This window comes from Nocardia pseudobrasiliensis NBRC 108224 (assembly GCF_001613105.1).
GTDB lineage: Bacteria > Actinomycetota > Actinomycetes > Mycobacteriales > Mycobacteriaceae > Nocardia > Nocardia pseudobrasiliensis.
Genome location: NZ_BDBS01000002.1, coordinates 252426 through 277646 on the forward strand (window position 1 = coordinate 252426; position 25221 = coordinate 277646).

The 25221-nt window shown below is 67.6% G+C and carries 22 protein-coding genes; 7 read left to right on the forward strand and 15 right to left on the reverse strand.

The features are described 5' to 3' along the window. Positions 1-11: 11 nt before the first annotated feature. Positions 12-1238 (forward strand): cytochrome P450 family protein, encoded by a 1227-nt coding sequence (locus NP4_RS02470; protein ID WP_067991110.1) that lies wholly within the window; start codon positions 12-14, stop codon positions 1236-1238. Between the two features lie 6 nt (positions 1239-1244). Here NP4_RS02470 and NP4_RS02475 read toward each other — a convergent pair whose 3' ends face one another. The 3 genes from NP4_RS02475 to NP4_RS02485 form a co-directional block, all read right to left on the reverse strand. After that, positions 1245-2555 (reverse strand): S41 family peptidase, encoded by a 1311-nt coding sequence (locus tag NP4_RS02475; RefSeq protein ID WP_067991111.1) that lies wholly within the window; start codon positions 2553-2555, stop codon positions 1245-1247. A gap of 79 nt (positions 2556-2634) precedes the next feature. Continuing rightward, positions 2635-3645 carry an alpha/beta hydrolase gene (locus NP4_RS02480; RefSeq protein ID WP_067991995.1) on the reverse strand — a complete coding sequence of 337 codons (1011 nt, stop codon included), beginning with the start codon at positions 3643-3645 and terminating at the stop codon, positions 2635-2637. Between the two features lie 173 nt (positions 3646-3818). Further along, positions 3819-4733, reverse strand: a complete 915-nt coding sequence (locus NP4_RS02485; protein WP_114755452.1) for a LysR family transcriptional regulator — start codon at positions 4731-4733, stop codon at positions 3819-3821. A 142-nt stretch (positions 4734-4875) separates the two neighbouring features. On the opposite strand from NP4_RS02485, the gene NP4_RS02490 reads away from it, so the two are divergent. From NP4_RS02490 to NP4_RS02505, 4 genes are read left to right on the forward strand one after another with little or no spacing between them, the layout of a single operon-like run. After that, positions 4876-6234 (forward strand): MFS transporter, encoded by a 1359-nt coding sequence (locus NP4_RS02490; protein WP_067991114.1) that lies wholly within the window; start codon positions 4876-4878, stop codon positions 6232-6234. Beyond that, a complete protein-coding gene (locus tag NP4_RS02495; RefSeq protein WP_067991116.1) occupies positions 6231-6977 on the forward strand; it encodes a 3-hydroxybutyrate dehydrogenase in 747 nt (248 codons plus the stop codon). Before NP4_RS02490 ends, NP4_RS02495 begins: the two co-directional genes overlap by 4 nt. Next, entirely contained in the window at positions 6974-8914 is a 1941-nt protein-coding gene (locus NP4_RS02500) for an acetoacetate--CoA ligase (RefSeq protein WP_067991118.1), read from the forward strand. Before NP4_RS02495 ends, NP4_RS02500 begins: the two co-directional genes overlap by 4 nt. A 25-nt stretch (positions 8915-8939) precedes the next feature. Next, a complete protein-coding gene (locus NP4_RS02505; protein WP_067991122.1) occupies positions 8940-10415 on the forward strand; it encodes a carboxylesterase/lipase family protein in 1476 nt (491 codons plus the stop codon). Positions 10416-10423: 8 nt separating this feature from the next. On the opposite strand, the gene NP4_RS02510 is transcribed toward NP4_RS02505, so the two are convergent. The 5 genes from NP4_RS02510 to NP4_RS02530 all read right to left on the reverse strand — a co-directional run bounded on the left by NP4_RS02510 (position 10424) and on the right by NP4_RS02530 (position 15245). After that, positions 10424-11455 carry a medium chain dehydrogenase/reductase family protein gene (locus NP4_RS02510; protein WP_067991125.1) on the reverse strand — a complete coding sequence of 344 codons (1032 nt, stop codon included), beginning with the start codon at positions 11453-11455 and terminating at the stop codon, positions 10424-10426. A 75-nt stretch (positions 11456-11530) separates the two neighbouring features. Further along, a complete protein-coding gene (locus NP4_RS02515) occupies positions 11531-12100 on the reverse strand; it encodes a TetR/AcrR family transcriptional regulator (RefSeq protein WP_067991128.1) in 570 nt (189 codons plus the stop codon). Positions 12101-12131: 31 nt separating this feature from the next. Next, positions 12132-14384, reverse strand: a complete 2253-nt coding sequence (locus NP4_RS02520) for a M20/M25/M40 family metallo-hydrolase (RefSeq protein WP_067991131.1) — start codon at positions 14382-14384, stop codon at positions 12132-12134. Between the two features lie 14 nt (positions 14385-14398). Continuing rightward, on the reverse strand, positions 14399-14974 hold the full coding sequence (locus NP4_RS02525) for a TetR/AcrR family transcriptional regulator (RefSeq protein WP_067991138.1): 576 nt from the start codon (positions 14972-14974) through the stop codon (positions 14399-14401). A 61-nt stretch (positions 14975-15035) separates the two neighbouring features. After that, positions 15036-15245, reverse strand: a complete 210-nt coding sequence (locus NP4_RS02530; RefSeq protein WP_067991140.1) for a TOBE domain-containing protein — start codon at positions 15243-15245, stop codon at positions 15036-15038. A gap of 158 nt (positions 15246-15403) precedes the next feature. Between NP4_RS02530 and NP4_RS02535 the strand changes: the two genes are divergently transcribed. Both NP4_RS02535 and NP4_RS02540 read left to right on the forward strand, forming a co-directional pair. After that, complete coding sequence (locus tag NP4_RS02535) at positions 15404-15754, forward strand: hypothetical protein (RefSeq protein WP_067991142.1); 351 nt, start codon at positions 15404-15406, stop codon at positions 15752-15754. A 238-nt stretch (positions 15755-15992) separates the two neighbouring features. Continuing rightward, on the forward strand, positions 15993-17234 hold the full coding sequence (locus NP4_RS02540; RefSeq protein WP_067991998.1) for a hypothetical protein: 1242 nt from the start codon (positions 15993-15995) through the stop codon (positions 17232-17234). A gap of 67 nt (positions 17235-17301) precedes the next feature. Here the strand turns inward: NP4_RS02540 and NP4_RS02545 are convergent, their stop codons facing one another. The 7 genes from NP4_RS02545 to NP4_RS02575 form a co-directional block, all read right to left on the reverse strand. Continuing rightward, positions 17302-18111: an MBL fold metallo-hydrolase gene (locus NP4_RS02545; protein WP_067991144.1), complete on the reverse strand. Its 810-nt coding sequence runs from the start codon at positions 18109-18111 to the stop codon at positions 17302-17304. A gap of 76 nt (positions 18112-18187) precedes the next feature. After that, positions 18188-19396: a NupC/NupG family nucleoside CNT transporter gene (locus NP4_RS02550; RefSeq protein WP_067992001.1), complete on the reverse strand. Its 1209-nt coding sequence runs from the start codon at positions 19394-19396 to the stop codon at positions 18188-18190. Between the two features lie 77 nt (positions 19397-19473). Next, positions 19474-20370: an N-acetylmuramic acid 6-phosphate etherase gene (murQ, locus tag NP4_RS02555; RefSeq protein ID WP_082875456.1), complete on the reverse strand. Its 897-nt coding sequence runs from the start codon at positions 20368-20370 to the stop codon at positions 19474-19476. A gap of 21 nt (positions 20371-20391) precedes the next feature. Then, positions 20392-21255, reverse strand: a complete 864-nt coding sequence (locus NP4_RS02560; protein ID WP_067991147.1) for a MurR/RpiR family transcriptional regulator — start codon at positions 21253-21255, stop codon at positions 20392-20394. 3 nt (positions 21256-21258) lie between these two features. Beyond that, positions 21259-22782: a sodium:solute symporter gene (locus NP4_RS02565; RefSeq protein WP_067991151.1), complete on the reverse strand. Its 1524-nt coding sequence runs from the start codon at positions 22780-22782 to the stop codon at positions 21259-21261. 63 nt (positions 22783-22845) lie between these two features. Continuing rightward, complete coding sequence (locus tag NP4_RS02570; RefSeq protein WP_211335724.1) at positions 22846-23781, reverse strand: N-acetylglucosamine kinase; 936 nt, start codon at positions 23779-23781, stop codon at positions 22846-22848. After that, on the reverse strand, positions 23778-25103 hold the full coding sequence (locus NP4_RS02575) for an MFS transporter (RefSeq protein ID WP_067991154.1): 1326 nt from the start codon (positions 25101-25103) through the stop codon (positions 23778-23780). The genes NP4_RS02570 and NP4_RS02575 overlap by 4 nt, the downstream gene beginning before the upstream one ends. Positions 25104-25221: the final 118 nt, after the last annotated feature.

The following is a 25221-nucleotide window of genomic DNA, read 5'->3' on the forward strand; positions in this document are numbered from 1 at the left end:
GGGAGTGTGACATGGTCGAGCTCGGGGCCGTGGACCGGATCGAATTCGTCGGGGACGATTTCCACGCTGATCCGCACAAATACTATGAACGATGGCGCGCGCACGGCCCGGTTCACCAGATCGGGGTCCGGGACGGCACGGCCGGCTGGGTGATCATCGGATACGCCGAAGCCCGTGCGGCGCTGTCGGATCCGATGTTGCGCAAGGACGCGCACGGCCTCTACGCCCTCATTCGGCGCAAGAATCCCAACCTGCCCTACGGCTCGACCTCGGAGACGCTCGCGGCGCATATGCTCAACAGCGATCCGCCCGATCACACCCGGTTGCGCAAGCTGGTGAACAAGGCGTTCACGCCGCGTCAGGTGGCCGCCCTGCGCCCGCGCATCGAGCAGATCACCGCCGAACTACTCGACGACATGCGGCGTCACGACGTGGTGGATCTATTGCAGGCGTTCGCGATTCCGCTTCCGGTCACCGTCATCTGCGAACTGCTCGGAGTGCCGTTCGCCGATCGGGCCGCGTTCCAGGGCTGGACCAAGATCCTGGTCGGCGATGCCCGCAGCACCTTCGAACAGCGCGGCGTCGCCGTGACGGATATGTCGGCGTATCTGCGGGAACTGGTGGCGGACAAGCGGGCTCAACCCGCCGAGGATCTGCTGTCGGCTCTGGTGCAGGCCAGCGACGACGGTGACGAGCTCAGTGCCGACGAACTGGTGGCCACGGCCTTCCTGCTGCTCGTCGCCGGGCACGAGACCACGGTGAACCTGATCGGCAACGGCGCCTGGGCGCTGCTGCGCGAGCGGACCCAGTTCGAGGCGCTGCGCGCCGATCCGGAGCTGATCCCGGCCGCGATCGAGGAGTTCCTGCGCTACGAGGGCCCGGTCGGCTGGGCCACCCTGCGCTACACGACCGAGCCGGTCACCATCGCGGGCGTCGAGATTCCGGCCGACGAGATCGTCTATGTCGCATTGACCGCGGCCAATCGCGATCCGTCGCGCTATTCAAATCCCAACAGTTTCGACATCGCCGCCGATACCGCGGGTCATCTGGCCTTCGGGCACGGCATCCACCACTGTGTGGGCGCGCCGCTGGCCCGGTTGGAGGGGCGGATCGCGTTCTCCGCACTGCTGCAGCGCTTTCCGGGGCTCACCCTGGACGATCCGGATTTCACACCGCACTGGCAGCCGAGCTTTCTCATGCGCGGAATGACCGCGTTGCCGGTGCGCACTCGGGGGTGAGCGGGGCTATTCGGCGAGCCACCGCACCGCGCGGTCGAACGCCGAATCCGCGCCGCGGGCGAATTCCTCGTCGGTGAACACCGGTTCCGGCAGCTGCGGTGGAATTCCGGTGCCGTCGAAGGTTTTTCCGCCGCCGTCGAGGAACAGTTCGTTGGGCAGCCCGAACCACCAGTCGCCGTGCCCGGGTCCGGGCAGCTTGCGCTCGAGTACATCGGAGAACACGCCCTGGGTGGCCTCGCCGATCCGGACGGTGCGGGCGGGGCGCTCGATCATGGCCTGGGTGAAGGTTTCTCCGGCGCTGACGGTGGAGCCGCCGGTGAGGATCGCGATCGGCACCGGGAAACCGTTGGGAGACGGTGTGATCCGCTGCGGCTGGGGCGCGGTGGTGCGGGTCTTCTTGGCGTAGGCGAAATACGGCCGGTCGGTGAACCATCCGGCCAGTCGCAGGCCGAGGCTGTCCGAGCCGCCACCGTTGACGCGCAGGTCGAGGATGAGACCCCGCAGGCGGGCGCGGCGGTCCGTGGTGAGGATATCGGCGAGCGCGTGATCGAGTGCGGCGCTGTCGGCGGCGAAGGTGTCGGTGTCGGAGTATCCGCCGAATCCGGAGATTCGCAGATAGCCGTAATCCGGGCGATCGGGCAGGTCGGCATAGGAGATGCGGCCGCGGGCGTAGTCGGTCAGCGGATGATCGCGCAGATCACGGTGCTGGACAAAGGTTTTCACCTTGGCGTCGAGTTCCGGGCCCGGTACGACCGTGCCGGGTCGCCCGGAACCGAAGTGTCCGGTGGTACCGGCGGAGATCATCACGTGGGCATCGCCCAGCGGCTCGACCGTATCGCGCAGCGCCGCGAACAGCGCCGCGTCGTCGCCACGCGCCTGCGCGTCATTCGCCCGATCGCGCCAGATGTCGCGAATCGCGTTCCAGTCCATACCCTTCGCGTCGAAGAAGGGATAGTGCTCGTGGAAGGTCTGCCAGAACACATCGAATACCGATGGTTGAACGGTCGTGTCGCACAGGGGCGGAAGTCCGGACAGGCGACGCAGCGTGCGGTGGCCCGGCGAACCGTCCACCCGCAGTGTGGCCGACGCTGTAACGATGACGTAGGCCTCATCGGAAACGACTGGCAGACAACTGATATCGGTGACCTGATAGGTATCGAATCCGTCGGCGCGCACCGCCAGCACCGTCCCGTAGTCCTGGACCTCCCAGTACTCGATCCCGTCGCGGGCCCGCGCGCCGCCCGCGGCCGCGCCGATCGCCACCGCGGCGACGGCGAGCAGGGCGGGCAGGCGAAACACGATGCGCGACAGGGCCATGCACTCCATGGTCCGGCCCGGAAGCGGGCCGGACCATGGGGCCTACGCGTGCATGCGCGGTGGTGCTGGCACCACCGGATCAGCCGATATTGGCCGACAGATCCGGAATCATCCGGTACGCCTCGTCCTGCCAGGTGTTCCAGGCGTGGATGCCGAACTCCGGGAAGTCGTAGACCGCATTGCCGCCGCCGAGGCTGGCCATACGAGCCTGGAAGGCGCGAGTATTGGCCAGCGCCAAGGCTTCCAGGGCCATGCCGTTGACGGTGTCCATGGTCGGTCCGTCGTTCACCGTGGGCCGTCCGCTGGCCGCCGACACCCACAGCCGGGTGTTGTTGGCGATCAACTGCGGCGCGAAGACGAACGGATCCATCCGCAGCCACTGCTGGCCCCACGGCGGGGCCATCGAATCCACGTTGTAGCCACCGGCGTCGACCATCGCGGCGCGGATCGCCTCCCGCATGGCGGGTGCGGAGATATTGAGATAGCCGGAGTACGCCCCGGCGAAGCTGAACTGATCCGGGTGATACGCCGCCAGGGTCAGCGCGGCGCTGCCGCCCATGGACAGTCCGAAGATGCCGTTGCGGTCGGCGCGGAAGCCGAGGCGGTCGCGCAGGGCCCCGCGCAGATCCTGGGTCAGGAAGGTCTCCCAGTCATAGCGGTAGCTCTTTCCCGGCCCGGCCGAACCGCTGGAGGAGCCCGAACCGGCGGGCTCACCGAAGAAGGAGCTGGGCGCGTTCCAGTCGGCATAGAAGCTGGACTGTCCGCCGACCGGCATCACGACATTGATATTCCAGCTGGCCAGCAGGTCGGGGACATTGGTCTCGTGTTCCCAGCCGCTGATGTCCTCGGTGGCACGCATACCGTCGAGCAGATACGCGACCCGGTCGGTATTGCCGTCGGCCGCGCGCAGCACGCGCGATTTGATCGGTCCCATGGCCGCGGAATCGACCCAGAAATCGAAGGCCGCGGGAGTGAAGGCCGCCGAGGCGCCCGCCCCCGACCCGGCTACCGAGATGCCCAGTGGAGCCAGCATCGCCAGCGCTACGCCCAGCACCGACCGGCGTAACCATGTACCCCGATTCCTTCGCATATTGTCGACCTTTCGCTCGAGCGGCCCACCGGGGGGGCCGCAGGGCGAGCGCGTGGTGGTGCGCTCGGAAGACGTATCGGTCGGCATACGGTACGTGTTGCTAAAGATTTGCTAACAAGTTTGTGATGTATGGCATGTCAGCGTTGAACTGTGACGACCCTCATATAGGGCGATTAGCCGACAATGCCGAGCAGAACTTCGCGCTGCTCGTGCACGGTGGCCTGAATGGCCTCGACCACCGTTGCCACCTCCGGACGCCGCAGCGTCTCCGCGCGGGCCGCCAGCCAGTAGGTCAGCCGCACGGATACCTTCTCGGGCAGTACGCGGACCAGATCGGTGTGGCGGTCGGCCATGAAACACGGCAGCATGCCCAGCCCGGCCGCGGCGCGGGTGGCCTCCACGTGGACGAAGACATTGGTGGAGGACACCGATTCGCGCATCATCGGCGCGAAACTGGTGGCCAGATCCAGATCGTCGACCTGCAGCATCGATTCGATGAAGTACACCAGTGGATATCGGGACAGCTCCTCGATATCGCGCGGAATCCCGTGCTCGGCCAGGTAATCCCGGGAACCGTAGAGGCCCAGGCAGTAGTCCCCGAGCCGCATGGCCTGCGCGCGAAGCACTTTCGGCTCGCCGACCACGACCTCGAGATCGACGCTCGAGCGCTGGACCGAGGCGCGCCGGGTGGTGGCGACGATCTCGACCGCGATGCGGGGGTGGCGGCGCTGCACGCGCGCGGCGGCGGGCGCGGCGATATAGGCGCTGAATCCATCGGTGGCCGAAACGCGCACCACGCCTTCGAGAGTGCGCATCCCGTCGTCGCCGGCGCTCAGCGATCGCACGGCCGATTCCACCGCCTCGGCCGCCGCCAGCGCCTCGCGCCCGAGTTCGGTCAGCTCCCACGCGCCCGCGGCCCGGGTCAGCACCCGCCCGCCCAGCGCCTGTTCCAGCGCCGCGATGCGCCGGGAGATGGTGGTGTGGTTGATACCGAGTTCCTCGGCGGCCGAGACGAATCGACCGGAGCGGCCGACCGCGAGCAGGACGAGTAGATCGTCCGCGCTGGGTCGGCGGCTCGGTTCGGCCATATCTGCATTCTTGCAGACGGGCCCTGCGGATCTGGGCATTGCGGGCGGGCGAATCTGCACCAATACTCGTCGTGACCAATGAATTGTGTTGGCCATCACAATCAATGAGTGATGTGTCCGGGGTCATGAAGGAGCAGTTCTGATGAGCGCGCGCAGTGCAGTACCACCCACCGGACTTCGACGCGTGGTGGCCGCGTCGATGGCCGGGACTGTCGTGGAGTGGTACGAATTCTTTCTCTACGGCACGGCGGCGACGCTGGTGTTCAGCAAGGTGTTCTTCGCCAAGGGCACCAGCGATCTCGACGCCATCCTCGCCGCCTTCATCACCTATGCCGTCGGATTCGCGGCGCGCCCGCTGGGCGGCGTGGTCTTCGGGCACTTCGGCGACAAGTACGGCCGCAAGCAGCTGTTGCAGTTGAGTCTGGTGCTGGTCGGCGCGTCGACCTTCCTGATGGGTTGTCTGCCGACCTATCACCAGGTCGGCTACTGGGCGCCCACGCTGCTGGTGATCCTGCGATTCGTGCAGGGCTTCGCGGTCGGCGGCGAGTGGGGCGGCGCGGTGCTGCTGGTCGCCGAGCACAGCCCCAGTCGCGAGCGCGGATTCTGGGCAAGCTGGCCGCAGGCCGGGGTGCCGATGGGCAATCTGCTGGCGACGGTCGTGCTGCTGGTACTGACCTCGACGCTGTCGGATGCCGCATTCCTCGGTTGGGGCTGGCGCGTGGCGTTCTGGCTCTCCGCGGTGGTCGTGCTGGTGGGGTACTACGTGCGCACCAAGGTGACCGACGCGCCGATCTTCGCCGCGGCGCAGCGCGAGGTCGAGCAGATCAAGGCGACCTCGTTCAGCGTGGTCGAGGTGCTGAAGCGTTATCCCCGTGGGGTTTTCACCGCCATGGGCCTGCGCTTCGCCGAGAACATCATGTACTACCTGGTGGTCACGTTCTCGATTACGTACCTGAAGGTGCACGTCAAGGTCGACACCAAAACGATCCTGTGGTGGCTGCTGATCGCGCACGCCGTACATTTCGTGGTGATTCCGCTGGTCGGGCGGCTCAGCGATCGCATAGGGCGGCGTCCGGTCTATCTGATCGGCACGGTCGCGACGGCGACGTGGGGCTTCTTCGCCTTCCCGCTGATGGACAGCAAGCACAGTGCGCTGATCCTGGGCGCGGTGATCATCGGCCTGGTGTTCCACGCCTTCATGTACGCGCCGCAGCCCGCGATCATGGCCGAGATGTTCCCGACCCGGATGCGCTATTCCGGTGTGTCCCTGGGCTATCAGGTGACCTCGATCGTGGCCGGATCGCTGGCGCCCATCATCGCGGTGCGGCTGCTCGAGCAGTTCGGCTCGTCGGTGCCCATCGCGGTGTATCTGGCCGCGGCCGCGGCGATCACTCTGGTCGCCGTCGCGTTCGCACGCGAAACCCACGGTCTGGACCTGGAAACCGTTGATCGCGCCGATTCGGGCGCGCGCGTGGAGAAGTTGGAGGTGAATGCGCAGTGAGCGATCTGACCGGACGCTCGGCGCTGGTGACCGGCGGCGCGAGCGGGATCGGCGCGGCGTGCGTGCGGGAGCTGGCCGCCCGGGGCGCGACGGTGACCGTGGCCGATGTCGACGGTGTCGCGGCCAAGGCGCTGGCCGAGGAGGTCGCCGGGGAGGCATGGGTGGTGGATCTGCTCGACGTCGCCGCGCTCGAGCGGTTGCGGCTCGAGGTGGATGTGCTGGTCAACAATGCTGGGATACAGCACATCTCGTCGATCGAGGAGTTCGAGCCGGTGCGGTTCCGGACCATGCTCGCGCTGATGGTGGAGGCCCCGTTCCTGCTGGTGCGCGCGGCGCTGCCGCATATGTACGACCGCGGATTCGGGCGGATCGTGAACATCTCCTCGGTGCACGGACTGCGGGCCTCGCGGTACAAGGCCGCCTATGTCACCGCCAAGCACGCACTCGAGGGCCTGTCGAAGGTGACCGCGCTGGAGGGCGCCCCGCACGGGGTCACCAGCAACTGCGTCAACCCCGGCTATGTGCGAACTCCACTGGTGGACAAGCAGATCGCCGATCAGGCCCAGGCGCACGGCATCGCCGAACAGGAGGTGGTGGAGAAGGTGCTGCTGACCGAGAGCGCGGTGAAACGGCTCATCGAGCCGCGCGAGGTCGCGTCGCTGGTGGGCTGGCTGGCGGGCGAATCCGCGGGCATGGTGACAGGTTCGTCCTATGTGATGGACGGCGGCTGGTCGGCGCGATGAGGGGTTGCCGAGAACCGCAGTGGGAACCCACGATCGAGCAGGTCGAGCGCGCCCGCGTGACCGACTTCGCGAGGTTCGCGGCCGCGCGCACGGGTCGTGGGTTCCCCGACTATCACGCGTTGTGGCAGTGGTCGGTAGAGGATGTGGCCGGGTTCTGGGCCGTGCTGTGGGAGTACTTCGATTTCGGCCCGACGCCGCAACGGGTGCTGACGAGTACGGATATGCCGGGGGCGCGGTGGTTTCCGGATGCGCGGCTCAACTACGTGGACCGGGTGCGGCGCAATGCGCGCACCGACCGCCCGGCCGTGCGGTATGTGAGTGAGGACGGCGGGCTCACCGACCTGTCGTGGGCCGAATTGCTCGACCGCACCGCGGCTTTCGCCCGCACCCTGCTCGAATTGGGTGTGCGGCCCGGTGATCGGGTGGCCGGGTATCTGCCCGATATTCCGGAGGCCGTGATCGCATTCCTGGCGACCGCGAGCCTGGGTGCGGTGTGGAGCGCCTGCGGACAGGACTATTCGGCAAAGGCGGCGCTGGATCGGCTCGGGCAGCTCGAGCCGGTGGTGCTGGTGACCGCGGACGGTTATCGCTACGGCGGTCGCATCCACGACAAACGCGGTGAGATCGAGGCCATTCGCGCGGGTCTGCCCGGACTGCTGGGCACGGTCGTGGTGTCGCGGGTGGGTGATCCGATGCCCGGCGCGCTCGACTGGGCGCTCGCCAGTGCCGATGGCGGTGAATTGCGCTGTGAACCGGTAGATTTCGATCATCCGCTGTGGGTGCTGTTCTCCTCCGGGACCACCGGACCGCCGAAGGGTATCGTGCACGGCCACGGGGGAGTGCTGCTCGAACATATGAAAGCCGTTGCGCTGCAGTTTGATATCGGTCCGTCGGATACATTCTTCTGGTACACCAGTCCGAGCTGGATGATGTGGAACTTCCAGGTCGCGGGGTTGCTGGTCGGGGCGACCATCGTCTGCTACGACGGCAGCCCTGGCCGTCCGCGCGCGGATGCGCTGTGGGAGTTGGCCGCTCGGACCGAGACCACCGTGCTGGGCACCAGCCCGGGTTATGTGCTGGGGTGTATCAAGGCGGGTTCGGTGCCGCGCAAGGAGTTCGATCTGGCGCGGCTGCGGTCGGTGGGGGTCACCGGATCGGCGCTGCCCGCGCCGTCGTCGATCTGGCTGGGCGAGAATATCGGTGACCATGTGCAGGTGGCCTCGATCAGCGGTGGTACCGATGTGGTGTCGGCGTTCCTCGGCGGATCACCGATCGTGCCGGTGTGGCCGGGGGAGCTTTCGGTTCCCTATCTCGGCGCGGCGGTCGAGGCGTTCGACGGCTCCGGTGCGGCGGTGCGGGACGAGGTCGGCGAGCTGGTGCTCACCCGGCCGATGCCGTCAATGCCGGTGCGGTTCTGGAACGATCCGGACGGATCTCGTTACCGCGCTGCGTATTTCGACACCTTTCCCGGGGTGTGGCGGCACGGCGACTGGATCACCGTCACCGAGCGCGGCAGCATCGTCGTACACGGGCGCTCCGATTCCACCCTGAACCGGCACGGCATCCGGATGGGTTCGGCGGATATCTATCAGGCCGTGGAACAGCTGCCGGAGATCGCCGAGGCACTTGTGCTCGGCATCGAACGGCCCGACGGTGACTACTGGATGCCGCTGTTCGTGGTGCTGGCCGACGGTTTCGAATTCGGCGAGGTGATCCGGGATCGGATCGCTCGGGTCATTCGGGAACAGATCTCCCCGCGCCACGTCCCCGACGAGATCATCTCCGCGCCCGGTATCCCGCACACGCGCACCGGTAAGCGGTTGGAGGTGCCGATCAAACGGGTGCTGCAGGGCGCGGATCCGGCGAGTGTGGTGGAGCGCAGCGCGGTCGACGATCCCGAACTGCTCGACTGGTACGCCGCGCGGCGACCCGCATAATCGAGGGGACTGTGGAGGAGTGAGTATGGCACCGATCGTGTCCGTCACCGGCGGCGATATTCGTGGTTTCATCCGGGACGGAGTGAGCGTCTTCCTGGGCATTCCGTACGCGGCCGCGCCGGTCGGCCCGGCCCGGTGGGAGCTGCCGCGACCGGTTGCGAAGTGGGAGGGCGTGCGGTCGGCCACCGAATTCGGCGCCACCTGCGTGCAGGCGCCCTATCCGCCGCCGATCCACGCGCTGCTGGGCAGTGACGGCATACCCGGTGACGAGTATCTGAATGTCAATGTGTGGACCCCGGATCCGGGCGGTTCCGGACTGCCGGTGCTGGTCTGGATCCACGGCGGCGCGTTCACGCGCGGTTCCAATGCGCGCCAGATCTACGACGGCGGGGCGTTCGCCCGCGACGGGATCGTGGTGGTGTCGATCAACTATCGGCTCGGGGCCTCGGGTTTCGCCGCGGTGCCCGGTGCGCCGCTCAATCGCGGTCTGCACGATCAGATCTTCGCGCTGCGATGGGTTCGGGACAATGTCGCGGCCTTCGGCGGCGATCCGGATCAGGTCACGATCTTCGGTGAGTCCGCGGGCGGGATGAGCGTGGTGAATCTGCTGGCAGCCCCCGCCGCGCGCGGGCTGTTCCGGCGCGCGATCGTGCAGAGCGGCAACGGATCCGGTGTCTGCGAGGCCCAGGACGCGGTCCGGCTCGGCGAGGTGCTGGCCGACCGGCTCGGCATCGAGGCCAGCGCCGAGGCCTTCGGCCGGGTGAGCGCGCGACAACTGCTGGAGGCGCAGAACACGATCGGCCTCGAGCTCATGATCAATCCGGATCCGGCCCGCTGGGGCGCCTCCGTGCTCGCGGGCGGTCTGGGCCTGCTGAGCTTCTTCCCGGTGATCGACGGCGAGCTGCTCCCGGCGCGGCCGATCGATGTGGTTGCCGCCCAATCGAATCGGGTCCCGCTGCTGGCCGGGTGGACCGCCGAGGAATTCCGCTTCTTCACCTTCCCCACGGGTATCGCCGCCGGAATCACCGACGACACGCTGTCGGTCCTGCTGCCCCGCTACGGTCTCGACCCCGCGATCGCCGATATCTACCGGGCCGAGCGTCCCGGCGCCGGCGCGGCGGATCTGTACGCGGCCATCCTCACCGACGCGATATTCCGCGACGACGTCACCCGCCTGGCCGAAACTCCCGGCGCCACCCACCTCTACGAATTCGCCTGGCCCTCGGCCCTTCCCGACCTGGGCGCCTGCCACGTCATCGAGGTCCCGTTCGTCTTCGATCAACTGGCCGCCGCGCACAACCTGACCGGCCCGAATCCGCCCCAGGCCCTGGCCGACGAAACCCACGCGGCCTGGGTGCGTTTCGCGACCCACGGCGACCCGGGCTGGGCGGCGGCCACCTCCGAATCCCTTGTGGTGCATCGCTTCGACTTCCCGGAGTCGACCGATGCGATAGACCCCCGGGGTGAGGAACTGCGAGCGCTGCGCAAGGCCCACACGTAGGCGGCGGCTCACTCGCCCGGAACCAGGACGACCTTTCCGATGACGGTGCCGGATTCGGCCAGTTCCATGGCTCGGGCGGCGTCGGTCAGCGGGATGCGGGCGGCGACCTGGGCGCGCAGGTCGCCGGATGCGGCGAGGCCGAAGACCGCGCTCAGATCCTCGATGATCCGCTTCTGGAAGCGCTGGGCGTTGCGCTTACCCGCCCAGATGTTGTAGAAGTGCGCACCGCGCTTGTTGGGCAGCGCGTTCCACAGCAGCAGGCGGGCGAACAGGCGCAGCACCGGCAGGCGGGAATTGCCCTCGTCGTTCTTGGTGGCGGCGGTGCCGTAGGACACCAGGGTGCCGTGCGGGGCCAGCAGGCGGAACGAATCCACGATGCCGGGTCCGCCGACGTGATCGAAGACCGCGTCCACGCCGCCCGGCGCGAGCGCGCGCACCTGCGCGGGCACATCGCCGCGGTAGTCCACCCAGGTGGCCCCCAGGGCCGCGACGGCCTCGGCATTGCGGGCCGAAGCGGTGCCGATCACCCGGATCCCGGCCGCGCGAGCCAGCTGCACCAGCGTGGAGCCGACCCCGCCGTTGGCGCCGTGCACCAGAATCGTCTGTCCCGCTCGCACATTCGCTGTCCGGTGCAGCATCTGCCAGGCGGTGATGCCGTTGACGACGAAGGTCTCGGCCTCGGCGGCATCCAATCCGCCGGGCACCCGGACCAATTCGTCGGCGTCGAGCACCACGTGACTGCTCCAGCCGCCGGTCTTGGTGAGCGCGGCGACCCGGCGTCCGATCAGGTTCCGGTCGATATCCGCGCCGACGGCGGTCACGGTCCCGACGAGGTCGTATCCCGGTACGAACGGGTAGGCGGGCTGGTCGTAATACTTCCCGCGCCGCATCTGCTGTTCGGCGAAGGAGATCCCCGAGGCCTCGACGCGAATCAGCACCTGTCCGGCCCCGGGCGCGGGCAGCACCCGCTCGGCGACCCGCAGTCCGCTCGGCTCGACCTTGCCCGGCAGGACGATTTCGGTGGCGATGGTGGTGGTCATGATGTTCTCCTAGTGTGTGACTAGTCAATCACTCGATGGGTAAAATGAAATGCCCCGGTGGGGCATGGGTTTTCGTCAGGGAGCCTTGGGGTGGCGAATGCCCGCGGTCAGGATCGCCGCCCACGCGCTGTCGTTTCCGTCCAACCCCAGGGTCGTGATCAGATGGCAGAGCTGACCGAAGGCGATGAAGTGCTGCACACGCTGATCGGCCGCGCCCGAGCGACTCTTGGCGAACTCGGTCACCCGGGCCAGTCCGCGGCGCACGGCCTCGGCGATCTCCGGAATATCCGCCGCGGACTGCGCGTGCACCTGCAGCATCAACAAACTCTTGTCCGCGATGAGTTCGGCATAGGCCCCACCCATCTCGTGCAGAATCTCCTCGGCATCGCGCCCGGCGGCCCGGGCCGCACCCTTGGCCAGCGCCTGCTCGATCAACTCGAAGCAGCGCTCGAGCGCCGCCACGAACAGGGCCACCTTGCCGGGGAACAACTTGAACACATAGGCGGGTGAGATATCCGCCTTGGCGGCCACATTGTTGATCGGCGTCCCGTGGTACCCGGTCCGGGCGAATTCGACGATCGCGGCATCCACCACGGCCTCGCGCCGGGCGTCGGATGTCGAGAGCGTCGCACCTCGTTTGGCCATGTGAGTGACTGTACACTCACTCTCGGCATCCTTACAACCCCCGCACCGCGGCCGTTACGACGCAGGTGCTGTCCTGGCGGAAGAAGATGTCGTCCGGGCGGTCCCGCAGGGCGTCGATCCCGGCGTCCGGCAGCCAGCTGTAGTCGGCCACGCGCAGGGAGAGCGGGCCCGCGGGAGCGGTCAGTTCCACGTCGAGGCCCCGGGCCGGGGGTGCGGAGAATTGAAAGCCCTTGGTGGGGACGGGGGACAGGTCGCGGCCCGCGGCCCGGAGGGTGGTTACCGGAGTGTCGTAACGCAGGCCGATGGCCGTCGCGCCGCGCGGGGAGCTCAGGCGCAGACGGATGGTGCGCTGGTCGGCAGTGGTTGTGTCGGAGAGGATTTCGGCCTTCGGGGGCGTGAGGTTCTGGACGGGGGCGGGACCCGCGGCGGCGCCATCGGGCCACAAGGCGGATATGGCGGGGTCGGGTGGGCCGGAATGGACGAAGCGGGAGGTGTAGCGGTCGGGGGCGTTGCGCGAAATCCACTGTGCCGTACCGGTATCGGCGTCGAGGGTATAGGCCAGTTGGACGGTCTGAGGGTGGCGGTCGTCGTAGCGGTCGATCGCGACGCCGGAGGCGGCCAGGACGATGGTGAGGGCCAGACCGGTGAGGGGGATCAGCGCGGCGCGGCGCTTCGGCCAGGCGTGGGTGAGGGTCGGGAGCAGCAGACCGCCGAGCAGCACCATGGTGGGCGCGACCAGAAACGGTGCGCCGGTAATGCCGGACTGCAGTGTCGTCCAGGTGCCCGCGCCGAGGAAAACGGCCGCGGGGACGAGGAATACGGTCAGCAGCGGCAGCCGCCACCGGTCCCGTACCTCGTACGTCAGCGCGATTGCCACGGTCGCCGCGACGGCCGGGATCACGAGGATCTGCGCCGCGGCGGGTGCGAGCGCCGCGCCCGGTGCGGCCAGGACCGCGACGCAGACCGACAGGCCCACCGCGGTCGCCGTCGGCCCGAACAGCCTGCGGGACACGGCATACCACGCGACCGTGACCGTCGCGCAGAGCGCGAGGGCTGCCACGTAGTACAGCTCGGGCCGGTACGGATCCACGAACAGTGCGCGGTAGTCGGGCCGGACCGCCCGGATCGCCTCCCACAGGCCGTAGGTCGCGGCCATCGCGATCGGCGTCGTGACCAGAGCCGTTGCGGCGGAAACGAAGACGCGCCCGAGCGTGGTCTCGCCCGTGCGCCGGACTCGAACGACGGTCCAGCCGACGGCGAGTACGGCGATGATCGCGAGCGCGATGATCACCCACGGCGGCAGCACCACCAGCAGGCCGAACGGCAGCTGGAAATACGCCCGATCGGCACCGCCCGAGGCGGTGAGATCCTGATCGCCGAATTCGCCGATCAGGGCCAGGGTGTTGTCGCCCATCTGCTGCAGGGTCGCCGGATTCACATGCGCGGGATCGTCGAAGATGTTGTGGTAGTAGGCGCTGTGCCCGGCGAAGGCCCAGTCCAGCACCCGCAGGCCACCGGGTTTCAGGGCCGCGAAATCGGTATTGCTCGAGGTCGTATCGCCCGCGAGGGCCGTCGACAGCGAATCGGTGTTGGGATGCGGCGCCGCCGCGGCCACCGAGGCGACCAGCGGGCCGTCGGGGCGGGTGGTGCGCCACAGCAGCGGCGGGCCGCCCGCGCCGCGCGCCTCGTGATTGATCACCAGCCCGTGCGGGTCGTATCCGCCCGCCGCGACGAACGCCTCCGCGCCGAGCAGTCCGATCTCCTCGCCGTCGGTCAGCAGCACCGCCACGTCGTTGCGCAACGTCCTACCCGACTCGCGCAGCGCGCGGACCGACTCCAGTACGGTCGCCACGCCCACGCCGTCGTCATTGGCGCCGGGGCCCGAGGGCACCGAATCGTAGTGCGCGGCAAGATAGATCGTGCCGGTCGAGCCGGAGCCGGGAATGCGGGCCACGATATTGTCCACCCGCCCGACGCCGAGGACGTCACGCTTCAGCGTCTCCGGATAGCGGCCGACACCCGAGCGGATCTCGGTGTCCAGGCCCAGCTTTCGTAACTCGGCCACGAGATGGTCGCGAACGCGGTCGTGTTCGGCCGTCCCGACCGGATGCGGTTTCGTGGCAATGGATTCGACGACGCCCAGGGCCCGCCCGGCGCTGAACGCCTCGCGCGGGGCCGATTCCGTGCGGTGTCCGTGCGGCTGGAGGGTCCAGGCGGTCGCGACCGCGATCGCGAAAAGCAGTGTGAAGGCGAGAAATCCGGAAAGGCGTGGGCCTGGCCGCATGCGTGAAATCCTAATCAGTTCGTTTCGTCGAGACAGGCGTCGAGTCCGGCGCTCATCTGCTCGGGTGTGAGGAATCCCGCGAGACCCTGCAGAGCCAGGCCGTCGACCACGGCGTGCAGATGCGCCGCGCGGCGGGTGCGAGCCGCGGCCGGACTCGGCCGCGATTCCAACGCCGCCACCGCCCGCTCGCACAGCTCGCGCATGGATCGGAAGTGGCGGCGCTGCACCCGGGCCAGCTCGGGATCGGACAGTCCGAGCGCCACGAAGGAGAAGGCGATCGTGGCCTCGGTATGTCTGCGCGGGTCCAGCGGCATGGTCTCCGACAGCGCCGCACGCGCCCAGGCGCGGGCGTCCTCGGTCGGGGTGATCCGCGCGATGCGCTCGCTCACCCGGTCGATCACCTGCTCGCAGGCGAAGGCGAGCAGTTCGGCCCGGGTCGTGAAGTAGTAGCGCAGCGCTCCGGTCGACCAGCCGGATTCGGCCGCGACGACCCGGACCGACACCGCGTCCACGCCGTCGCGCGCGATGACCCGCCACACCGCCTCGGCGAGTTCGCGGCGGCGCGCGTCGTGATCGACGATCTTGGGCACACGGTTATTTTGACACACTCGTGCTAGTTAATTTTCGACATCCGGCCCGACGGCCGGTCGATCACTCGACGGCCAGGGCCACTTCGGTCGACTTGATCAGGACCGTGACGGGTGCGCCGTCGGCCAAGCCGAGGTCGTCGACGGCGTCGCGGGTGATCGACGAGGTGATCTCCTCGCCGCCCGCGAGCCGGACCCGCACCACGGCCATGGCCTCGCCGCGCGTGATCGACGCGACCGTACCGGTGAGTTGGTTGCGTGTGCTCAGTTTCATGGGGGAAGCCTAGTCAGGGCGTTCGCGCAGGTCATCGGGCACACGCGTGGAATCCTGTGAAAATGATCGAGAAATCATAGGAATGGCACAGGCTCACGCCAGAGTCCGCGGTCACTGTGGAGTCGGTACGCGTTCTCGGCGGTAGTGAGGTGTGGACGATGGTCGAAATCGAGGTCTCGGGTACGACCGTGACGGTGCATGTGCTCGGCGCGCACCGGTTCCTGGGCCTGCGTGAGCAGCTCAGTTTCGATCTGTCGGCGGTTACCGCGGTGGCCCCGGCCGAGGTCGATCAGCGACCGCCGTGGGTGCGCGCGCCCGGTACGTTCTTTCCCGGCGTGATCGCCGCCGGAACGTTCCGTGGCAAGGGGCGTAAGGAGTTCTGGGACACGTTGTTCGACGGCGGCGCGCTGCGGATCGATCTGGCGGGTGCGGATTTCACCCGCTTGGTCGTGGATGTCGAGGATCCGGAATCGGTACGGCGGATGCTGGTCTCGGCCGCGGCGGCGTAGGCGGGCGGGGCGTGTCGGGATGGCGAGGTTCGCCCTGTTTCCGAAAACGACGAATTGTCCTGCTGGTCAGCTGATTTAGAGTTGCCGTCTCCGGCGTGTCTTGCGCGCCACGCCGGTGCGACACGCTTTTCGGCAAATCTACAGTTTCGCTTGCGGGTCGAATCGACTATTAATGTCCTGTGTCGTTTCCACCCGTGATCACGTGTGTGCCACCGCATCTCACAGGGCGGTGGTCGAGGTGACCCTCGAACACCCAATGGGAGACGAGGTCACGCAGCTGGCGAGGCGGGTCGAGAAGGCCCGCGGTCGCATGGCGTTCCAGTTCGACCCGTCGTTGACAGAGGCGCTGTCGGAGGACGAGCTCAAGGCCGAACGCGAACTCGCGGAACGGATTCGCGAGCAGGAACGCGAACAACGCTGGAAGAACGTGCAGGCCGCTGCCTCCGCGTCCGACCGCGCACGGCAGACGTCCGAAGAGATCGCGAAGGCCGACATGCGAGATCTCCTCATGGCCCGCAAGGCGATCGCCGCCCAGCGGCGTGAATCCAGCCCGCATGCCAAACTGGCCTCGCTGTATCGCCATCGTGCCTGGTCCCAGCGCGCCCTCGCGGGCGTCGTGGTGGCCGGTATGCTGTGGTCGGCCGTCAACGTTCAGCACAATATCGCTCCCGGCGGTCCCACCGATCCGCTGTACTGGTTCAGCTACCTGCTGGAAGGCATGATCAGCGTCTGTCTGGTCATCATCATGATCGGCACCAACAAGGTCGCCGAGTGGGGGATTCTGGACAGCCGCAGGCAGATCATCATCGCCGAATTGGCGCTGCTGGCACTGACGGTCGGCCTGAACACCTATCCGTATCTGCGCAACGGCTCGTGGTACGACGTCGGCGTGCACGCGGTCGCGCCGGTCATGGTCGGCGTGGCGCTGCTGGTGCACGATTCGGCCAGTAACCGCTACGGCCAGGCCATCACTCGCGCCACCGACCAGGTCAAGGACATTCCCGATCCGGCCGAGCAGATCCGGCGGACGCTGCCGACCTTCGTCAGCTTCATTCGCCAGGCCGCGCCCGACACCAGGCAGGCGGCGCCGCTGCCCGCGCTGCCGACCGCGCCCGCCGAGCCGGTTCAGCCCGCCGGGGCCAAGGCCGACGCCGATGTGCGCGACGCCGAGACCGTCGACCCGTCCGAGCCGGATATCTGGCTGCCGAAATCCAAGCCAGCCGCCAATGATTCGTCGGCCAAGAGCTGGATGTCGGATCTGAAGGACGCGCCGAAGGCCAATGGCAACGGCAAGAAGGCCAAGAGTCAGCCCGAGGCCGACGCGGACACCGATTCGATGAATCTGTACGACACCGGACAGTTCCGCATCGCCGAAACCCTCGAACAGGAGCTCGCCGAACTGCGTGCCGAACGCCGCCGCGCCCGCGCCAAGAAGCAGACGCGCGCCGGGGCGACCAATGGCGCCGGGGACGACGAGTAGGAATTTCGCCGCCTGACATTCGGGCCCTCGACAAGTGTCGAGGGCCCGAAGGCTTTTCGCCGGTCGATCAGGTCAGATGGTCGAAATCGCCACGGACCCAACCGGTGTAGCGGTCGGCCGATCGGCGGATGATCTCACGCGCGTTCGGGCCGATGATCTTGCCGACATTGTCGTAGAGCCGGTCGAATTCGAACTCCTCCACCGACGCGGCGATGCGCTGGACCACCGCCGCCGACAGCGGAATGCGGTTGGGATAGCTGCGCATGAAGGTCACCGAGCCGTGATCCGGATTGCCGTGGATCGTATCGGCGCTGAACAGCGCGCCCGCGCCGTCGGCCCCTGCGGCCCAGTGCAATACGGCGCTGCCCGGGAAATGTCCGCCGACCTGACGCACCGTGACGCCGGGCAGCACGTCGAGCTTGCCGGCCCAGGTGCGGATCACCGGATCGGGCCGCGCGACCCACTCCAGATCCGCCTCCGACACCATGACCGGCACCCCGCCCAGGGCGCGGCTCCACTCCACCTGGACGCCGAAATGATGCGGGTGGCTGGGCACGATGGCGACCACCTCGCCGATTTCGCGAATGCGGCGGACCACCGCGTCGTCGACATAGCCGACCAGATCCCACAGCACCGCGCCCGCGGGCGTGCGGATCAGATGCGAGCGCTGCCCGATGGCGAACGACGGTTCCACGGTCAGACCGAACAGATCCGGTTCGAGTTCACGCACGGCGATCGAATGGCCCGCGCCGACCAATTCGTCGAGGGTGGTCCAGTGCTGGCCGTCGGCGGGTATCCACTGCCGCTCGTCGGCGCAGATCCGGCAGAGCGCCGCGGCATCGTCGTGCTCTACGCCGCAGGTGCTACAGATCTTCATGGTCGTCTCCTGTTCCGTACACCCGCTTATTCTTACGTCCCGCGCCCGGCGGTCATTCCGGGGTGCGGGCGAAGGGTCAGCTGAGGAGCCCGACGATGGTGGCGGTGATGAAGCTGACCAGGGTCGCGGAATACAGCAGGCGCAGACCGAAACCCGCGGTGACGAGGCCCTGTTTCTCGTTGAGGCTGCGGACCGCGCCGATGATGATGGCGATGCTGGAGAAGTTGGCGAAGGAGACGAGGTAGGTGGAGACGATCGCCATGGTGTGCTCGGACAGGCCGCCGTGGCTCTCGTGCAGTTCCTGCATGGCGACGATCTCGTTGGAGACCAGCTTGGTGCCCATGAACTTTCCGGCGTCGGCGGCCTCGTGCCACGGGATGCCGGTGATGTAGGCCAGCGGGGAGAAGACGTGGCCCATCACGTCCTGGAAGGTGGTGCCGTTGAAGATCGCCGCGAAAATGCCGTTGACCATGGCCAGCAGCGCGATGAAGCCGATGAGCATGGCGGCCACGGTGAAGGCCACGCGGAAGCCGACCAGGATGTAGTCGGTCAGCATCTCGAAGAACGACTGCGCCCTCCGCGCGTCCTCGGATTCGGCCGCCAGCAGTTCGGCGTCCTCCTCCGGTTCGATCCGGTACGGATTGATCAGCGCGGTCACCGCGAAGACGCCCAGCAGGTTCAGCACGATCGCGGTGATCACGAATCTGGCATCGATGAGCTGCATGTACGCGCCCAGGATCGAGGCCGACACCGTCGACATGGCCGAGGCCGCCAGCGTGTACATCCGTTGCGGCGGAATGCGATCCAGCATGCCGCGCAGCGAGATGAACACCTCGGACTGGCCCAGGATCGCCGAGGCCACGGCATTGAACGACTCCACCTTGCCGAAGCCGCTGATCCACGACAGCGCCAGACCGAGATATTTGATGATCAGCGGCAGCACCCGAATGTGCTGCAGGATGCCGATCAGCGCCGAGACGAACACGATCGGCATCAGCACCGAGAACAGGAAGGCGGGCATCTTGCCGTAGGTGGCCACATCGCCGAAGACGAAAGTGGTGCCCTGCCCGGCATAGTCGAGGATGTGCTGGAAGCCGTCGCGGATGACTCGGATGACCGCGGTGCCCACGCCGGTCCGCAGCAGCAGGAATCCGAGACCGAATTGGACCACCAGCAGGATCGCCACCCGCCCGAGTTTTCCGACCGCGCCCCGGCGGTCGGAACTGGGCAGCCAGGCGAGCAGCAGGAAGACCAGCAGCCCTACGACTCCGATCACGTACTGCACGCGCACCTCCGACTATCAATGAACAAACATTGGCGGAAAGGCTACTCGGATGACAAAAGTTTTCGGGCGAAACGCCGCTACTCCCGTACGGCTGTCCGGACGAATCCGTGTGCGTCGCGCAGCAATCGGCGCGCCTGCTCGGCGTCGACACCCGTCAGCTGCATGACGATCGCGGTCTTGGAATGTCCGTCCGCCGCATCCAGCAGCGCCGCGGCCGCCGCGGTATCCACACCGGTCGCCTCGGAGACGATCCGCCGGGCGCGATCGCGCAGTTTGACGTTGGACGGATTCAGATCGACCATCAGATTGCCGTACACCTTGCCCGAGCGCACCATGACCGCGGTCGAGATCATATTGCACACCAGCTTCTGCGCGGTGCCCGCCTTCAATCGGGTCGATCCGGTGAGAACCTCTGGGCCCGTGGCGATTTCGATGGCAATATCGGCATCGGTGCTCATCTCCGCGCCGCGATTGCACGATACGGCGACCGTGCCCGCGCCGACCGAACGGGCATAGCGCAGCGCGCCGATCGCATAGGGCGTGCGCCCGCTGGCGGCCAGCGCGATCACTACGTCGGTGGCGTTCAATTCGACCGCGGCCAGATCCACGGCCGCGCGTTCGGCGTCGTCCTCGGCGCCCTCCACCGAACGGGTGAGCGCGGTCGGTCCGCCCGCGATGATGCCCAGCACCTCACCGGGATCGGTGCCGAAGGTGGGCGGGCACTCCGAGGCGTCGAGCACCCCGATCCGCCCGCTGGTCCCGGCGCCGACATACAGCATCCGTCCGCCCGTGCGTCGGGCCGCGACGACCCGTTCGACCGCGCGGGCTATCTGCGGAATCGCCTGTGCCACAGCGGGAGCCACCGAGGTGTCGGCGGCGTTCATCGTCCGCAGCAACCGCTCGACCGGCATGGTGTCCAGGTCCACGGTCGACGGATCGACCGCTTCGGTGGTGAGGGCACCGAACTCGAACAACTATGCCTCCTGGAGGATCGACTACGTTTCCTTGTTGCTCCGGCGATCGGCCACCGCGTCGTGGGTGCGGCGCAGCGCCAGCGCCGCCGACGGAGTTCGTTGCAGCACACCGATGTAGAGCGCGTCGACCACCAGCAGCTGACTCATCCGGCTGGCCATGGCCGCGGAGCGGAAACCGTCCTCGCGCCCGGCCACCAGAATCGTGTAGGCGGCCGCGCGCGCCAGCCGCGACTGCGGGGTCGCGGTGACCGCCACGGTCGTCGCGCGGGTTCCGATGCGGCGCACCGCCTCCACGATCGCGGCGGTCTCCCCCGAATGCGAGAACGCGATCACCACATCCTCGGCCTCGAGCAGGCTGGTCTGCACGAGCGCGTCGTCCTCGGACGTGCTGGCGCGACACCATCTGCCGATGCGGGTGAGCTTCTGCTCGAGATCCGTGGCGACCAGACCCGATGCGCCGATACCGAGCAACTGGACCCGGCGCGCGCCGACCAGCGCGTCGACCACCGCGGTGAGCGTGGCCGGATCGGCCAGATCGGCCGTGGCGACCATCCCCTCGGTCTCGAAGGCGGTGAGTTTGTGCAGCACCTTGCCGAGGGGATCGTCGGCGACGATATCGGTGGCGAACACCGGCGTGGTGCCGCCCTCGCCACCCACGGCCGCCAGTGCCAGCCGTAGCTGGGGATAGCCGTCATAGCCCAGCGTCTTGGCCAACCGCACCACCGCGGAGGTACTGGTGTCGGCGCGATCGGCGAGCTGATTCACCGTCAGCTGCGCGGCGCCGGGCGGATCGTCCAGAATCACGCGGGCAACCCGCAATCCGGTCGGCGTCAGCCGCGGCATCGCCGTCAACAGGCGGGTGCGGACATCGTCATCCTCGGCCATGGTTCACCAGTCTGCCTTGACCGGTTCGGCGGGTGTCGGGGCGGGATGCAATAGGCTCGCCACGCCACCCACCACGAGGGTTACGACCACCCCGATGGGCACCAGCCACTGTGCGGCAATTCCCTTGTGCGCGACGGTGCCCGCGACGGTCACGTCGATCTTGATCACCCGCACCACGAACGTCATCACCACCACCGTCGCCACGAAGGCGACGATGGCGTCTAATTGGTTGGCCCGCTTGATGAGTCGACCGAGCAGGAACGCGCCCAGCAGCGCGCCGTAGGTGTAGCCCGCGATGGCCAGCGCGGTCAGATAGACATTGCCCGTGGTGGCGCTGAAGCCCATCGCGAAGATGGCCATCAGCACCGCCCACACCAGCGTCATGATCCGCGCCAACCGCAACATGGTCGCATCGGACAGCTCCCGCGTGGAGAAGCTGTGCACGATATCGGCCACGGTGGAATTGGCCATCGAATTCAGCGCCGCCGACAGCGAACCCATGGCCGCGCCCAGGATTCCGGCGACCAGCAGGCCCGAGATCACCACCGGCAGCCCGTGCAGGATGAAATTCGGATACAGGTTGTCGGTGGTGGACAGGCCGAGCTGCTTGGGCGTCTTACCCTCGTTGTAGACCCACAGCAGCGCGCCGACCAGGGAGAAGGCGGCGAATTGCAGGGCGACGAAGATACCCGAACCGATCATCGCGCGGCGGCTGTCGCGCAGTGAGCGGGTGGCCAGGATGCGCTGCACGATCAGCTGATCCGAACCGTGCGAGGCCATCGAGAACAGCGCGCCGCCGATGATCGCCGTGGGCAGGGCGAAGCTGCTGGTGAGGATGTGCGCGATATCGAAATCGGTGTCGAAGACGTGGAACTTCCCGGCCTCGAACGCCTTCGACCAGCCGTCGGCGCCGACATGTCCGGTGAGTACTCCGATCGCGATCAGCGCACCGAGTAGATACAGGCCCATCTGCAGCGCGTCGGTCCAGATGACCGCCTTGATACCGCCGAGATAGGTGTAGATCACCGTCACGATGGTCAGCACCGCGATGATCACGTTGTAGCCCAGATGGACGCCGAATTCGTCCAGCAGCAGCTGCAGCGGGATCGCCGAGGCGAACAGGCGCACACCCTCGGCGAGTAATCGGGTCACCACGAAGGTCAGTGAGGCCACGCCCTGCAGATACCGGCCGAACCGCTGCAGCAGGTACTGATAGGCGCTGACGAATCCGCCGCGCTTGTACAGGGGGATCAACACGAAGGCCACGACCGTGCGGCCGATGATGTAGCCCAGTGCGAGTTCGACGTTGCCGAAGGCCTGATCGGTGTAGGCGCCGCCCGGGATGGAGATGACCGTCAGGACGCTGGTCTCGGTGGCCACGACCGAGAAGCACACCGCCCACCAGGGCATTTTGCCTTCGCCGACAAAGTAGTCCCCACTCGAGCGCTGCTTGCCGGAGCGTCGCAGGCCCACCCAGCCGACCACGACGAGATACACGATGATGACTGCGACATTGAGTGCGTTCATCGTGACTCCCCGAAGGCAGGCTGGACGGTTAGTGAGCAATTCTCAATTGACGTGTCACTTCTGTCAATAATTGTCAGCACGGCGAATCACCAATTTCTCCACTGCGGTCGCGGTGTCGACGGCCAGCAGGGCGGCTCCGTCGATCGACCCGCCGAGCGGGTCGCGTCGCTCGACTCGATGCGCGATGGCGGCGTCCAGTGGATCCAGTAGCGGCGCACCGAGATTGATCAGTCCGCCGATAATTGCACATGGAACGGGTGATCGCAGCCCGGAGCGCTCGGCGGCCGACAGTACCGTGGCGGCCAGGGCGCGGGCTGCCTCGGACATGATCGCGGCCGCCACCGAATCGGTCTCGGCGGCGGCCGCGACGACCGGGGCGAAGCGCGCGGTCAGCAGCGGGGGATTATCGTGACGGCCCAGGTAGTAGGGCAGATCGCTGAGCGGGATGCCGTACTCCTCGATCGCCTCGCCGGCCAGTTCGGTATCCGGTCCGCGGCCGTCGAACGAGCGCAGCGCCGCGCGCAGACCGGCCAGACCGATCCACGCGCCGCCACCCTCGTCACCGAGCAGCGGACCCCAGCCGTCCACGCGGACCAGTTCGCCGCCGCCGTCCACGGCCGTCGCGACCACGCCGGTGCCCACGGTCAGCACCACGCCCGGATTACCGCCCAGCGCGCCGACGTGCGCGGTCACCGCGTCCGAGGTCACCGCGACCGCGGCCACCGAATCCAGTTCGACCAGCCGGTCGGCCAGTTCCGTGGCCGCGTTGGGGGCCGACCAGGCGCCCGCCGCGCCGATCGATACCGCGAAAGGCGGTGTGGGATAGGTGGTTTCGTCGATTATCCGGACGATCGCGCGATAGGCCGCGGGGCCGCCGTCGATATCGGCGAGTCCGCGCGAGCCCGCGCTCTTGGTGGTGCGCACCTCGTTCCCGTCGACGCGCAGTGAGCTGCGGCAGTTGGTCTTGCCGAGGTCGACGGCCAGTACCGGCAGCTTCACGACCGCACCGCCTTCGACTCCGAGACGCCGATGGTGCGCAGATCCCGCGAGCGGGTCTCACCGGCCCACAGGAACGCCGTCACCGTGGCGGCGAGCATCAGGCACAGCAGCAGGGCGACCGGGCGGGTGGATGGATAACGGTGCAGCAACGCGACTCCCACGATCGGTGCGACCGAGCCTCCGACCACGGTCGCCAGTTGATAGCCCAATGAAGCTCCGGTATAGCGGACCGCACTGGGGAACAGTTCGGCGAAGAAGGGCGCCTGAGCGCCGGTGAGCAGGCCGTGCAGTGTCAAACCGACCGCGATGACCACCAGGATCGCGAGGAAGCGGCCGGTATCCACCCAGGGGAGGGCGACCAACGACCAACACGCGATCAACACGGCCAGCACGATACTCGAGATACGCCGACCGCATCGATCGGCCAATACGCCCCCGAGCACGATTGCTACGGCTTGGCTGAACGAGGCGATCGTAATCGCTGCCAGTGCGGTGCCCCTCGGGACATGCACGATTTTGGTCAGATAGGCCAGGAGGAAGATGTTGAAGGTGTAGTAGGTCGCCTTCTCCCCGACATCGGCGAGTGCGGCCATGAGCACCTCTTCGCGATGGTGTGCGAGTACCACGCGCACGGGCGCGCGTTCGTCCCCCGCGCGTTGCCGCGCCTCGACGAACAGCGGTGACTCCTCGACCGAGTGTCGCAGCCAGATACCCACCGCCACAAGCACTATCGACAGCAGGAATGGAATCCGCCACGCCCAGTCCTCGAACTGATCGGCGGTGACCATCCGACCCAGTACGGCCAGGACGCCCGTAGCGATCAGATTGCCCAGCGGCCCGCCGGTTTGCGGCCAGCTGCTCCAGAATCCGCGATGGGCGGGCGAGCCGTGTTCGGAGACCAGCAGAACCGCCCCGCCCCATTCCCCGCCCAGGGCCAGACCCTGGATCAGTCGGAGCGCGACGAGGATCAGGGGAGCCGCCACGCCGATGGTGGCGTAACCGGGTACCAGGCCGATCGCCACGGTGGCACCGCCCATCACGACGAGGCTCAGCGACAGCGTGCGGCGGCGGCCGACGCGATCGCCGAGGTGGCCGAACAGGATTCCGCCCAGTGGGCGGGCCGCGAAGCCGACCGCGTAGGTCGCCATCGCGAGCAGGACGCCGGTCAGCGGGTCGTGGACCGGGAAGAAGGCCTTGTCGAAGACGAGCGCGGCGGCCAAGCCGTAGAGGAAGAAATCGTAGAACTCGATCGTGGTCCCCGCCACGCTCGCCGCGACGATGCGGGCGAAGCGGGTGGGGTGGGTGACGCGCGGGTGGAACATGACCTCGACTATGGCGGGCGATACTTCCGATGTGAACCAATTCGCGGCCCCCGATTTCGGGGGCTCGGCGTGGCGGACCGCCGCGCGCGGCGAATCGGCCCTACAGTGCGCACCGATA

What these genes read in the sequence shown, in the direction of transcription:
- NP4_RS02530 (WP_067991140.1), bottom strand. Translation starts at nt 15,245, where the DNA reads ATGAAACTGAGCACACGCAACCAACTCACCGGTACGGTCGCGTCGATC.
- NP4_RS02560 (WP_067991147.1), bottom strand. Translation starts at nt 21,255, where the DNA reads ATGGCCGAGGATGACGATGTCCGCACCCGCCTGTTGACGGCGATGCCG.
- NP4_RS02500 (WP_067991118.1), top strand. Translation starts at nt 6,974, where the DNA reads ATGAGGGGTTGCCGAGAACCGCAGTGGGAACCCACGATCGAGCAGGTC.
- NP4_RS02565 (WP_067991151.1), bottom strand. Translation starts at nt 22,782, where the DNA reads ATGAACGCACTCAATGTCGCAGTCATCATCGTGTATCTCGTCGTGGTC.
- NP4_RS02510 (WP_067991125.1), bottom strand. Translation starts at nt 11,455, where the DNA reads ATGACCACCACCATCGCCACCGAAATCGTCCTGCCGGGCAAGGTCGAG.
- NP4_RS02485 (WP_114755452.1), bottom strand. Translation starts at nt 4,733, where the DNA reads ATGGCCGAACCGAGCCGCCGACCCAGCGCGGACGATCTACTCGTCCTG.
- NP4_RS02505 (WP_067991122.1), top strand. Translation starts at nt 8,940, where the DNA reads ATGGCACCGATCGTGTCCGTCACCGGCGGCGATATTCGTGGTTTCATC.
- NP4_RS02475 (WP_067991111.1), bottom strand. Translation starts at nt 2,555, where the DNA reads ATGGCCCTGTCGCGCATCGTGTTTCGCCTGCCCGCCCTGCTCGCCGTC.
- NP4_RS02575 (WP_067991154.1), bottom strand. Translation starts at nt 25,103, where the DNA reads ATGTTCCACCCGCGCGTCACCCACCCCACCCGCTTCGCCCGCATCGTC.
- NP4_RS02535 (WP_067991142.1), top strand. Translation starts at nt 15,404, where the DNA reads ATGGTCGAAATCGAGGTCTCGGGTACGACCGTGACGGTGCATGTGCTC.
- NP4_RS02515 (WP_067991128.1), bottom strand. Translation starts at nt 12,100, where the DNA reads ATGGCCAAACGAGGTGCGACGCTCTCGACATCCGACGCCCGGCGCGAG.
- NP4_RS02545 (WP_067991144.1), bottom strand. Translation starts at nt 18,111, where the DNA reads ATGAAGATCTGTAGCACCTGCGGCGTAGAGCACGACGATGCCGCGGCG.
- NP4_RS02520 (WP_067991131.1), bottom strand. Translation starts at nt 14,384, where the DNA reads ATGCGGCCAGGCCCACGCCTTTCCGGATTTCTCGCCTTCACACTGCTT.
- NP4_RS02470 (WP_067991110.1), top strand. Translation starts at nt 12, where the DNA reads ATGGTCGAGCTCGGGGCCGTGGACCGGATCGAATTCGTCGGGGACGAT.
- NP4_RS02490 (WP_067991114.1), top strand. Translation starts at nt 4,876, where the DNA reads ATGAGCGCGCGCAGTGCAGTACCACCCACCGGACTTCGACGCGTGGTG.
- NP4_RS02480 (WP_067991995.1), bottom strand. Translation starts at nt 3,645, where the DNA reads ATGCGAAGGAATCGGGGTACATGGTTACGCCGGTCGGTGCTGGGCGTA.